The sequence below is a fragment of the Pseudomonas sp. KCJK9000 genome, assembly GCF_046230725.1.
In the GTDB taxonomy this organism is placed as follows: Bacteria; Pseudomonadota; Gammaproteobacteria; order Pseudomonadales; family Pseudomonadaceae; genus Aquipseudomonas; species Aquipseudomonas promysalinigenes.
Genome location: NZ_JBJJLN010000082.1, coordinates 1 through 12168, shown reverse-complemented (window position 1 = coordinate 12168; position 12168 = coordinate 1). Strand labels below are relative to the sequence as shown.

General features: G+C 56.3%; 10 protein-coding genes. All 10 read right to left on the bottom strand.

What is annotated here, in order from left to right; translation table 11 throughout:
* Positions 1–795: 795 nt before the first annotated feature.
* A complete protein-coding gene (locus ACK59H_RS21645; protein ID WP_213661156.1) occupies positions 796–915 on the bottom strand; it encodes an antitoxin Xre/MbcA/ParS toxin-binding domain-containing protein in 120 nt (39 codons plus the stop codon).
* Positions 916–995: 80 nt separating this feature from the next.
* Positions 996–2789, bottom strand: coding sequence for a UvrD-helicase domain-containing protein (locus ACK59H_RS21640; RefSeq protein WP_249746252.1), 1794 nt, complete (start codon positions 2787–2789; stop codon positions 996–998).
* Positions 2789–4690, bottom strand: coding sequence for an ATP-dependent endonuclease (locus ACK59H_RS21635; RefSeq protein ID WP_213661154.1), 1902 nt, complete (start codon positions 4688–4690; stop codon positions 2789–2791). Before ACK59H_RS21635 ends, ACK59H_RS21640 begins: the two co-directional genes overlap by 1 nt.
* A 102-nt stretch (positions 4691–4792) precedes the next feature.
* Positions 4793–5467, bottom strand: a complete 675-nt coding sequence (locus ACK59H_RS21630) for a hypothetical protein (RefSeq protein ID WP_213660817.1) — start codon at positions 5465–5467, stop codon at positions 4793–4795.
* Positions 5454–6413 carry a hypothetical protein gene (locus ACK59H_RS21625; protein WP_213660816.1) on the bottom strand — a complete coding sequence of 320 codons (960 nt, stop codon included), beginning with the start codon at positions 6411–6413 and terminating at the stop codon, positions 5454–5456. Before ACK59H_RS21625 ends, ACK59H_RS21630 begins: the two co-directional genes overlap by 14 nt.
* 11 nt (positions 6414–6424) lie before the next feature.
* Positions 6425–6892, bottom strand: coding sequence for a hypothetical protein (locus ACK59H_RS21620; protein ID WP_224372301.1), 468 nt, complete (start codon positions 6890–6892; stop codon positions 6425–6427).
* Between the two features lie 699 nt (positions 6893–7591).
* A complete protein-coding gene (locus tag ACK59H_RS21615; protein WP_213660815.1) occupies positions 7592–7897 on the bottom strand; it encodes an HAD domain-containing protein in 306 nt (101 codons plus the stop codon).
* Positions 7898–8196: 299 nt separating this feature from the next.
* Positions 8197–8631 (bottom strand): hypothetical protein, encoded by a 435-nt coding sequence (locus tag ACK59H_RS21610; protein WP_213660814.1) that lies wholly within the window; start codon positions 8629–8631, stop codon positions 8197–8199.
* A gap of 248 nt (positions 8632–8879) precedes the next feature.
* The gene (locus ACK59H_RS21605) at positions 8880–11150 is read right to left on the bottom strand and encodes a P-loop NTPase fold protein (RefSeq protein ID WP_213660813.1); all 2271 of its coding nucleotides are present in this window, start codon (positions 11148–11150) and stop codon (positions 8880–8882) included.
* A gap of 81 nt (positions 11151–11231) precedes the next feature.
* Positions 11232–12168 (bottom strand): DNA-binding protein (locus ACK59H_RS21600; protein WP_409264900.1); only part of this gene is annotated, 937 nt, incomplete at its 5' end.

Here is a 12168-nt window from a genome sequence, read left to right as displayed (position 1 = left end):
ATTTACTGTTTGGTCCACAGGGACGCTTTTCACCTGAGGAGTATCGTTATTCACAAACAGCAGATATCAATCAGTTTCGAGGCCTCTGGTGAATACATGAAAAGCGCGCGCGCAGGACATTGGGCAGGATCGCACTCGCGCTTTCTTCCGAAACCGATGAATCGGAGTATCATCAGCGAGCTATAGGTCCAACCTTGATCAACCAGCGCTGTTTTGCACTCACCTGAAACCCGTTCCACATTGTCCGCCAGACAAAGAAGGCGGGGTCGTTGCTACTGAGCCTTTTGTTTTTCACTCTAGCTTAGCGGGCCGCAACGTCCGATCAGTCGCACATCAGTAATGACGCGATGATCCCTGGCGGCATCTCCAACTGATGAGTCCTCTTGCGTTCAAATCAACGGGCAGCGATTTCGCCCAGTCGGCATCAAAATAGTCGCCGTCTTCATTGCACGAGTGACAGCGACACGCATGCTAAACGGGCCTGACGCACGCGATCCGCGATTGCTTCGGTCGGCAAGGAAGGATGCTACGTTTAATGAGATTCAACTGACCACCTCTAAGGTAGTCAGCTGAGCCTGATCCTTATGATCTCATGAGCGCTTCAGGGGTGTGCTTCCTTCAAGTAATGCCTTAACTCTCTGATGCGCACCGGGCATTGACGACTCATGGCTCCTCCTATTTGGGCAATTATGAGGCTTGGAGGTGGCTACGAAACTAGGGGCGATGCCCCTACCCTCATCAACGCTTACCTTTGCTGTTGCAGCTCATCAGCAGATCGACTCTATCTGCGGTCATTCAGGCCACAAACCCATGCCCCAAGCGCCTGATAAACTCGATGACCGTGTCCGTTCCCAGCCTGGTTGTGATCATGGCGACAGGAGCTTTGCCACCAAACGCTGTAACGGGGCGCGGAATCCAGCCACCTTGCGGTGTCTTGACCCTGTGGAACGCCTCCCCATCGCGATTAACGCTTAGGTCGCTCCTGCCTTAATCATCTACGGGAGCTCGAATCCCAGGCCCTCAAGCACCAGCCGATCTTCAGCCTTCAATTTTTTCACTGCCCAAATCAGCACATGCTTCGGCCGCGAGCTCGCCACATAGGCAAATCTCGCAGCTTCGGAAGTCCGGTCACGCAGCCAGTCCTTCCAGTGCGACTGATGCACGCCCGGTTTCTGTGACGATACAACCACGGTCACGTCGTGTGTTTCACCCTTGACCCCGTGAATCGTCTCGAAACGCAGGCAGTCACGTTGGGCGACCACATCGGGTACCCCGACCAACCTTTCGGAGATCAGCATCTTCCCCTGCCCAGAACGGGCTCGCAAATTAAGGCCTTTCAGGCCTTCTAAATGCTCACGCACCTCTACAGGTACGAATGTTTGATCTGGCAGCTTTCCAAGCGCAATTTTTGCTGCCCGGGCCCAGTCCGACCAAGTCTGATTACCATCTCCGACGCCGTGTTCCACCAAGAATTGGAGACCGTCGTGAAGGAATATACGCCACGTCAGTTTTGACTCAATATCCATAGGGCAGTAAGGGCCTGCTTTCGTCACCTGCAGTTCTAGCCGGGCCGCCAGCCACTTACCGAATGTTTCCAGGCATTGCGCTATGTCTGTCAACCTGCCTGCTTTGAGGTTTATGCAGGCCAGCGCCAGCAGCTCGATGCCCTCGAAAGCTCTACCAGTACGTAAGCGCTGAAGTGTTGTATGTCCGCGCGCGACGACCACCACCTTGTCATGTATCAGGCTCATTTCTCGAATGGCTGGAAGCACCTCCGACGGGCAGTTCTGATACTCGACGACCCTTGGCTTTACTGAAGCGATTCGAGGATTTCCCACCACACGGTCGGATTGAAGAATGTTGGAACACACATCTACAATGGCTTGACCACTTCGCCAATTCTCGTTGAGGACGTACTCCTCAAAGCCAAGCTCCTCCATGCGCCGACGCACGTTTGCAGGATTCGATTTCCTGAAACCATAAATTGACTGATTAAGGTCACCTACAAAATGGAATTTCACGCCTAGTAGGCTCAGTCTTTTGACGATCAAAAGCTGCTCTGCCGACAAGTCTTGGCACTCATCAACGATGATCAACGGGAATCGGCGTGCAATACGCGAGAAGTAATCTTTGAATTTTTCTTCTTGCATCCCGACCAAAGCGAGAATATCAATGTCACCGTAGGTTGCAAAGCCAGCGGCCCAAAGCCGTTTTTTGGTCGCCAACAGTGCCTTCTGGTCGGCCTCGTCCTGTTGGGCGAGGTTGGCTTCGTTATCCCACTTCCGGTCGTTGGTCGAAAAGACGTAGCGTTTGGATCCTTTATCGTAGTTGTATCGACAGGCTGATACGGTGCGTCCACAGATCTTGATGCGCGTGTGGTAGATATCAGCGGACTTGTCGATGATCCGAATACGGAAGTCGCCATCCCGGCCTTGAAAGCCCGTGATCTCGCTGGCGATACTCGAAAGCAGGTGTGTTAGCACGAAACTATCGAAGGTGGAGATGTAGTGCGGCAAGCCCAATGGCTCGCGCAGGTACTTATAAACTCTGCTCTGGAGCTCTTCGGTAGCACTATTGAGAAAGGTGAGCAAAGCGATTCCGGAAGGGTGATGGTTCCACTCCTGGATAATCTTGCATACCTTGGCGGCCACGACCTCAGTTTTGCCGCTACCAGGGCAGGCTCTCAGGTACACATGCCGATCCAACGGTGCATCAATGTATCTCTGCTGCCGGTCGGTGAATTCGATGTCGGCTGCACCCACTTGGGCTGCCTTATCTTCTGCCGCCATCAGGCCGCACCCTCTTCCAGACCGCAAGCCCAGAGGATGGCCTGGCGGATGTACACCGGTACCACAAAGCCGGCTCCATTAGCCTCTAGTACGTCGGCGAAGGTTTGAGCGTAGATGCCCTTGCCAATGTCATCAGAGTCAATACGATCCAGTAATGCGGCGGCGTAAGGCGCCCGCTGGGCGGAGGTCATAGCAGCAAAATCGAGTTCCGCGTCTGCTTTTAGACCTTTGACCACCGGCCCATCTTGGGCCTGCCAGAGGCCAGCAGCGACGATCAGCATTGTCTTGAGGTTGTCGCCTTCCATTGCAATGTCGTACTCGAAGGTTTTGTACTTCCCCGCAAACAACCGTCCAAACTCTGACAGGCCTATGTGCTTCTGCAAAGCCAGCGCCGGGTTGTTGCCGACGATGCAGTTGTCTGCATGGGGCAGAAATGGAACGTTCTTTTGACCACCCGCTCTATTGTCCTCAATCACTGACTTTGGAGGATCGTTGTCGGTCAATCCTGAGCACCTGACAGGGATGTTTTCACCTTGATGCTCGGCTTTGACGTTGCAGAACAGCTGCATGAAGTGGTTGAAATAGATTCCGCCCAGATTGATGACCGACACACCGTAGTCGTCCAGGGAATTTCGCCCGTCGCCGAAGGGCTGCAGTACGATCTTGGCGAGCGCTGGCAAGACCATGGCCTCCGCTATGCCCTCGACTAGTATCGTGCCTTTGGCGAAGAGCAGGTTGGACTTCGTAGCATCAAGCCATCTGTCCACAAAGTGTCGGCTTTGCTCGGGCAGGCCGCATTTCCTGAGGGGCACTGCCTTGGGGCGGCTCAGGTTGGACAGGTGGATAACGTGATCTACAGATACCGCAGAGGTGATCACAGTCGAGTGGGTGGTTATGATCACCTGCATTCCGCGAGCCTCAGCGGCCTTCTTGAGGTGCCGAAGGAGCCGGAGCTGAAGCTGGGGATGAAGGTGCGCCTCCGGCTCCTCGATCAACAGCAGGCGTAGGTACGTTTTCTCGCCCTGCCCTTCATCTGCTTCGTAGGTCAGCTCTGCCAGAATGGAGGCGATGTACAGAAGGTTGTTGTAGCCCAGACTGTTCTCTTCCAGCGCCCGAAATTGAGCGGCGTCAGCTTTGCTCAGATCCGGGAAGTAAAGGAGCCTCAGCCCTTCCACGATTCGGGAGAAGCTCACCTCCGAGAACTGGATCATTGTGCCCTGAGACAGGTGAGCGCCCAGGGCAGCTTTTAGACTTTCACCAATTCGCTGGTTAGCTGCTTTGATCGCGAACTTGTCGCTCTCTGACAGCTCGCGATTGAAGTCTCCGACATGCTGCTCAAGCGGATGCGGAACGCGGGCTTTTCTAGCAGCGTCTATGTCCTTGCGGCAGAGTGCTTTGAGCAGGCGCGCCAAGCGAGACTGGCGCCCTTCTCGCAGCTTGACTTCAGCGTCACGTAACGGTGGGAGGTAAACGCAGTGGACATAGTCCAATTTCTCGGTTTCAAACGCTTTGGTGTACTCGTGGCCACCGTAAGTATGGTGTTTGAACCGACCACGAGACTCCTGGTTTAGGGCCGTGAACGTGAGTGTTGCCTCGGGCTGGTTGCCGCACCAGGTGTCAAACGCAATGACGTCGTTTTTGTCCAGACCGGAGAAGGTCGCCTGAATTTTGATCTCCTCAGCCGCGACATCATCCTTGCCAAATCCCCTGTAGAAATCACGCTCACTGATAACCCGTTTGCCCGACTCGGAGTCATTGAAGAGCTGTCGTATCGCGCTGACGACGCCAGTCTTGCCGGCCCCGTTTTCGCCGACCAGAACGTTCAGGCCGTCATGGAGTTCGATCGAGAACGGCTCCCCAAAGCATTTGAAGCCCTGAACATCCAGCGTACGTAAATACATGAGCATCCCTTCTTCATAAATTGTTGAATAGCCGGATTTGAGCCGCTCCATCTGCACTATCACAGTGACATCGAGCCAGGTCTGCTCGTTTGTGGTGCTTGCTCAGGAAAAACACATCACTAGGGGTTGTCTCACATCAGGTGCCATCAGCTTGGAAACCTCTTCTATTACCCATGTCGCGCAAGGCCACAGCGCCTGTACAGCCAGCAGCACGGTGAAAATGAAAAACGCTCGCAGGAGGTAGGCATGCGCCAGCTTGATATGGCTAACCTTGGCGTTGTTGCCTGGGTAGTTTTCGATGACTTTGATAGCGATAGACTTGGCCAAGCTCGCGGCGGGTTGTTGCGTACTCCAGCAACGCGAAATGTCGCCGGCCCCCACCGTGTGGGCATTGCTCACGCGCAGTACGCAGAACGCGCTGTACCCCGCTCGAAGGACATACGCCACTGCAAGCGCAAACACTACTAGCGACAGGGCGCCAAGGGCTTTACTGGTCTTGTCGCTCCAAAGGGTCGGCAATAACGACACCAACACTGGGATGAGTGCGGTTACTGCCGCAAGATAGACCCCTGCTTTCGTGTCAGCACCTTTACGACGCTCCTGTTCGGCGTCGTACATCCGGCGCGCCTCTTCCAACGCTATTTCGCTCTGCAGATCCCAATTGCCGTCGTTGACGGATGCTTTCCACCCGGCGCGCATTTGGTCATTTGCCACAACCTGTTCAGGCGTAGGTGAAGCCAGTGTCGGCCAAAGCAACTGCCTATTAAAGCGGGCCATTTCGGATCATCTCCAGCTCATCAACGATTGCCGCAGCAATTGGGTATCCGGTTTGATTTTCGATCCACGCCCATTGACCGTTTGGATTGATCTCCAAAAACCACAGCTTTTCATCTGTGTCGCATACCAGATCAATAGCGCCATACCGCAGGTTCAAACGGTTTACCAACTCTCGACATTGAGCAGCCACTTGATCGGGCAAACTAATGGCCTCGTGTCGTAAGTCCGGGCGGCTACCCCGTCGCCAGTCAACTTCGGTTTCTTCGTTATCCTGAGACCAGATGGCGGTGGCGAACACCTGAGCACCAACGACAGTGACACGAACATCATATTTTTTTGGCACTTCAGCCTGAATGATCAACGGGGCAAGGCCAAGGGCAGGCGCATCTGCTTCGGTCAATGGCTGCAGTCGTGAGGTGAACATCACCTTCTCCAGCACGCCCGGCAATACCGCTTGCCGCAGAGGCTTCCCAATTGCCCTTCCCTCTGCTGTCAGTAACTCGGCCGGCTTCAACTCGTTAGTGATGGCGGTATCAGGAATATTGAAACCGAGATGCCGCGCAACTAGGAGCTGTCGCGGTTTATCTTCAGCCAGAAAAATCTGAGTAGGGTCACTGAACCAGCAACCCTCCAATCGGAAATAGAGACTCTTCAGGAAACTACTCCATTCCGCTTCAATGTAGGCACGCTCACCCGTATCCATGACTGCCTCAGGTGCTTGTGGCGCGCCAGGCCTGCGAAAATATGCAGCGGTAATGTCACGCCCCGTAATTCGTTTCCCCTCCAGCTCAATTGCCCAATCATCCATGGCACTCACGCCCAACGTGCTTCGGGACAGAGGGAGCAGTTCAGTGTTAAGCCTGAAATAAGGCAAGCCTCGCCGTTGGAGCTCTGCGACGACGAAGTCCATCGTGATGTCGCGGCGATTAGTGACCAGCAGAAACATGGTGGAAAGCCTCAATCCAGGTAAAAGCGCTCATCGAGGCCGAATTGCATATCCCCTGGATCATCGTGCTCAAGCTCTGCCTCGGTTTTGGTCATCAGCTCCAGCATGGCGTAGCTGTCGCCCGGGTCATCCTCTTCGATCACCGTATCAGTCTTGGTCATCAGTTGGAGCAGATGAGAGGCCTGCCCATTGGAGGTGAGATCGTCGTCACTTTCGGGCTTGGAGTATGTTTTTGTGAGCGTTTCGAGCGTCACGAACGAGTCGTCATCCTCTTCACTATTGACTTTCGTCTTGGTGAGAAGCTCGTCCAGCGCTCCACGAGCAATAATGGGCTGAGTACCATTAGGTGTCTCAACAACCCACATATCGTGCTGAGTCGAGTAATAGCCTGGCAGATTGTCGGTACCTGTTCTCGGCACAGCGTTTCTTGCGAGCAGGGGTGAAACTGCCTTATATGCGGGGATGGAGGCTGTAGGCATTACGCTGAACTCCTGTATGGCGATGTGCCAACATATTACGGAGAACTGAGCGATTCGTCATGTTCGTACCTGCTGAGCACCTTTGGGCCAGTATGTTGCGTTCCTTCGCAGCCCCGAGACTCAATAATACCCTTCACGCCCCATGCTTTAGTCGTTGCGGTGCTTACTTTCGGCTTGTGGTCTGGGCGACGTCTTCACCTGCGGTGGCGATTTGCAGGTACTCATACGCCTGAAATTTGAAGGTATGACAAGCGCTGGTTTCGCATGGATGCCACCAGGCTCGGATCGCGCGCTACGAATCCTGGTGGAGTACAAATGTATTCCATACTGCACTACTGGTTAAAGGTTCTCAGCGCTACGCCTCTGGATCATCCACCCCACTCGATGCACGCAACGCTGTATGTTCTGCTTCTGAGCTGACGAGCTTGTGTGCCATACCCTCCGCCCTCAGCTTCGCAGCTGCGACCTCACTGAGCGCCACGAGCCTCTAAATATCGCTTCTAGCTGGCTTGCGAGCACTTCCTAGGCACCCTCCGCACGGGCAGTAGCGGCATGGGCAATGCCCAAATCACCCTGCAGACGTTCGAGGGCCTCGCGATGTTGCGAGGCCTCTTTCGCCTGTTGGCGATTCTCGGCAATGATCCTCTCGTTATCCCGGATCAATCGGGTGATATCTTCCCGCACTGGTGGTCGTCAGTACTAGCCATCAGAGGTGTCTACCAGCGCCTGCAACTTGGCACGCAACTCCAGCTGAGTAGCTTCGCTGCCTAGCCCCATGGTGGATTCGCAACGTATCAGACGATAGTCGCGGGCTGGCCAACTGTGATTAGGGTCGTCATCGATTGCCAACCAACGAGTGATGCCGGCGCGTGTTACAGCGGCACGTATTTGTTCATGCTTCGACCAACTGTCGTATCCCTCTATTGGAGATCGAGTCATTCGAGAGTGCCATGTGGCCGACACCACGCGTGCTTGCAGCTCGACCGGCAGTGCTGCCTTCTCCACCGTTGGTCGCTCGCCGCGGCCACCGCACAGTTAACGCGGCATGAATTTTTTCGACGGTTTTGAACTCATAAGAACATAAAGTCTAGACACTAATACTGGGGCTTAACCGGCGGACCTGAATGGCATGGCCAACGCTCACTTTGCGGCGTGGTTTGGCGTTGCCGACAACCATCGCGGGCCTGTCGGCCTTACACTCAACGAGGTAATTGCCCTGCACCTTTATAACAGTATGCCCGGCTGAGATCGCTCGCAGATAGGCTGCATGAGTTGCATCTGCGGCGACTGCTGGAATCTCGTCTTCAAGGCTCCGAATCTCCCGTTCGGTGAGGCACTTTTTGTTTGGCATATCGTTCTCCTGAACAGAGCAGCGTCTCAGGCTGAAAGGACACAATCACCACATTACCGGCAAATCTCAACGCCATAGTATGTATTTCCATTGCGCGCTCGGTGAGGGCCCATTCAGGCTGCTCGGCGAAGGAGACCGGAATCCACCTCACGCGCAAATCAGTACAGTACCCTTTTCGCAGCGCCTCCGGGCATGGAGGCGAAAAAGCCCATAGCCAGCCGCTCGCCATCATGGCGAAGCCACTAAAATCCGACGCATCCGGACATCGCCGTGATTGACACGCCACCGAGCACGACTGCCAGTAGCGAGCTTCCGTGAAGCGATCCATGATAGCTTGCACAGCTGTGGTGAAGATGGAATTGATGATGGTTGGCAGCAGGATGGCCACCAGCCGGCTGATTGGGCATATAACCCATGGCCCTGACCACGCGGTTGGCTTCGCTGACCCGCTCCGGCCGATGCAGGGCGCGTGGGAGGTAATCGGTGAGGCCCCGCCATGCGCGCTACATCATCACGCTAAGTTGAACAGTCGGTCATACCTCAATCATTTGCGGGAGCACTGATGGTCTCGCTCACCACACACGCCAACAATGACTGGCCTTACCGACCTTGCCAGCTTCTCCCGTCCTGTGCGCGTCACTCTTGTATGGTGGCCTCACTTTGTGCATGACGCGACAAAGCGTCCTTGACCAGCGCTAGCGTTTCCGAATCGTCGTCACCCAATCCCATCGATTCCAACCGCTCAACCCACTCAGCGCAGCGACTGAGCCCCATCATGTATTCCAAGGTACTTGGCGAAATGTAGGCCGTATAAGTCGTATTGCCGCCGGTGTACGAGCTTTGAAAACTGGTAAATCCCCGTGCGAACTGGAGGAATCGGCTCGGTGAGTTGACGTGCTGCTCCACCCAGCCGCGCCCCTCATCGCCGCCGGTGCCGTAGCGGTTGAGGTCCGTGAGATAGGAAGATAGGTCTTCGTCACCCAGAAACGCATCAGGGTCTGCACTTGCCACCTGGCGTACGGTACCCAGGTACAAGTTTTTCAGTTGCTCCAGCCCCGCATCGTCGAACATGCCGATATCGCCTCTGCGGCGCAGCGCATAGTCTGCGGCGAGCAATTGGTCGGCCACGGGCAGGCTGGGCACTGCGTGAAACGCCTCGACAACCAGCTGGCTGCGCGTACTCTCTTGCGCGTGGCGCTTCAGGAACAGCCGCAGCAAGCGTACGACTTGCTCGCGCGGCGACCAGTGGGTGTGCGACATGCGCCGGCCCACTTGCTCACCGGCCCGTAGCAAAGATTGCACTACGGCCGGTGACTGATCGAGCGGGAACTCGTCCACAAGGCCCAGCAAGCGCTGCAGAATTCCCGCCTGTCGGTGATCTTCGAATGTGCACAGTAAGCTGGCGAAGTCCTCTGGCTCGGTGATCCGCCGGGCGAACTCGTGCAACAGCGAGTTAGGAAGCTCCTGCGTGGGAATCGACAGTTCGAAATAGCGATCAAACACTTCCTCGCAGCAGACCCGCGAGTCGATGAGCCAGCGGAGCTGGATGGGTTGATCGTGCTGCGTTCGAGTGAACACCCAGTCCAGGGTCGGGAACATTTCCTGGAGCAACTGGCGTGTGGCCGGCTGATGAACCTCCGGGGCAAGCTTCACCAGTTGGTCAATGACCTCAATAATACGGTTGCGTTGCGCTTCATCCTGTCGAGCGTAGGGCTCGCTGCCGGTGAGCAGTATTTTGTAGCGCGGCATCGCTGCGTAGGTTTCCGGTGCGAAGATCCGCAGGCACTCCAGGGCAAACAAATCGACCGCATTGATCTCCGCCACCTCGGTACCACGAAGCAGCCGGCAATGAAACGCCAAGGTGGAAGCGTAGCGATAGACATGGCGCAAGTTGCCAAAAAAAGGGCGCATCCCGCGCTGGAACACCTGCCCCCAATACGCCTTGTCGAAGCGTTGTTGCAGTTGCGGTTCACTGGCTAGGATGTCATTCAACCTGCTGAGCAGGATCTCCTCCAGCTGATTGGTCGAGATCGCCGGTACGCTGAACGGTACCTGGATGATTTTCTCCAGGTAATCCGCGCCGTCGAACCCTGCACGGGCAAGGCCTTGCTCGACCGTGTCACGCTGGAACAACAAGAGGAACACCACATTGGCGAAATCCATGTGCGCCTTGACCAATTGGAACATATCTTTCAGCTGCTCGGTGGACAGCCGGTCCAGGTCATCGAGGACAATCAACAGCGGTTGCTGGCGCTTGCTGAGCAACTGTTGCAGTTCTGCGCGAATCTGCTGGAGGGTCATCTCGTTGTCCTTGGCCTGCTGATCAAGGATGTTCGCCTTTTTGAGACACCATTCAGCCCCTTGTTTCAGCCATGGGGCGATACTCCCCAGCCAGCTGGCCGCACTGAGCGTCCAAATGGTCACCTGTGCAGTAGTGCCTTGCGCAATGCTGCCCAGGGCGGTGGTCATCACGGCCGAGCCGAGCAGGATCGGCGCCCATTTGGCGGTATGGCTGAGGACACTGACGCCCGCGTTCAGGCGCTGCTCATAGCGCCGAAGCACTTTGGCAAGTTGCTTGTCATCCTTGCTTGAGTCCTGGCGCTGAACTGCCCGAGAGATCTCCTCGAAGAAGGCACTACTTAGCTTGTCCTGGCCGGCCCACTGCCAGGGGTTGAACTCGATCACCTGACAACCTTGAATGCTCGCCAACTGCTCTAGAGTCATGTTTTTAATCGAGCTTTTGCCGCTTCCCCAACTGCCGGTAAGGCTAATGACCAGGCTTTCCTGGTTCTTCCAGGAGCTGACAGCCCATGCCAGGCGTTGAGCAAAGTCGGCTCGATCCAGCCGGTCGTCTTGTTGCCGAGCGATCGGCCTATCGTGGGCAAACTGCAGGTTATCGTGGTTCATCAACAGCTCCTGGAACAAGGTGGCATGGAACGACGCACAGCATCTGCGAGCCGCGGACGGGGTAGGTCGGCAGTCGGCGCCTCAGGGTCGAGTGCGCTGATGCTTACTTTGCAATGTCTGCCGCAACTGCGAGAGCTGCGTCTCCAGGGTGTCGGCGCGCGCTTGCTGCGCCACCGCGCTGCGCTGTGCATCAGCCAACTCGCCGTACAGGACTTGCACTCGCTCCTGCAGGACTTGCCGCTGCTCATCCAGCTGCAGCGAGGTCGTCCGTACCTGCTCCAACTGCTCAATTGCGGTCCGCGATAGCCGCTCGGCGCTGCTGCGTTGCTCACGCGCTGCACTCAATTCCCCTTGGCTCGTCGTCAAAGCTTGCTGCATCACCTGCAGTTTGCCGCTGCTCTCCGTCAACTGCAGCGTCAAGCCTTTGTTCTCTTCCCGGGTACGGTCAATTTCCCGATAAGCGCGATCTTCAACCTCGCGGGTGTAGCGCTGCTGCTCTTCACGCGCCTGCTCCGCTTGCACCCGGGCGTCGTGAACCTGCTGCTGGAGGTTTACGACCTGTCCGCGCGCCTCGTTGCGCTGAGCCAACAGCTCGTCGCGTTGGCCACGCAGATCATCGATCTGCGCTAGTCGCTGGGCTAGCAGTTGCTCCAAGTCAGCCAGACGGGTTTCTGCGCGTTGTCGCGCACTCACCGCCTCTCCCGTCTGCTGGCGTGCTTGGGCAACGTCCAGACGGGCGCGGGCTTCCAACGCGACCAGCGCTTCCCGCTCTTCCGTGAGCACCTGCCGCTGACTGGCCAGCCCCTGTTCAGCCACGCCCTGGGCCAAAGTGATGGCCTGCTGCCAAATTGCCACGAAGGCTTGCGCCAGCTCCGCTGGCAGGTCCGGCAAGCGCGTTTCGCCGCGCAAGCGCTCCGCCAGTTGCTCCCACCATTGGTCGAGCAAGGCACCGACCCGCGCCGGACTGCCTCGACCCAGTTCCAGGCGCACCCGTTCCACCGTCGGCCGTTCACCGCGG

Excerpts from the sequence above, each read along its gene's own strand:
- ACK59H_RS21605 (WP_213660813.1), bottom strand. The coding sequence starts at position 11,150 with ATGAACCACGATAACCTGCAGTTTGCCCACGATAGGCCGATCGCTCGG.
- ACK59H_RS21630 (WP_213660817.1), bottom strand. The coding sequence starts at position 5,467 with ATGGCCCGCTTTAATAGGCAGTTGCTTTGGCCGACACTGGCTTCACCT.
- ACK59H_RS21640 (WP_249746252.1), bottom strand. The coding sequence starts at position 2,789 with ATGGCGGCAGAAGATAAGGCAGCCCAAGTGGGTGCAGCCGACATCGAA.
- ACK59H_RS21625 (WP_213660816.1), bottom strand. The coding sequence starts at position 6,413 with ATGTTTCTGCTGGTCACTAATCGCCGCGACATCACGATGGACTTCGTC.
- ACK59H_RS21620 (WP_224372301.1), bottom strand. The coding sequence starts at position 6,892 with ATGCCTACAGCCTCCATCCCCGCATATAAGGCAGTTTCACCCCTGCTC.
- ACK59H_RS21635 (WP_213661154.1), bottom strand. The coding sequence starts at position 4,690 with ATGTATTTACGTACGCTGGATGTTCAGGGCTTCAAATGCTTTGGGGAG.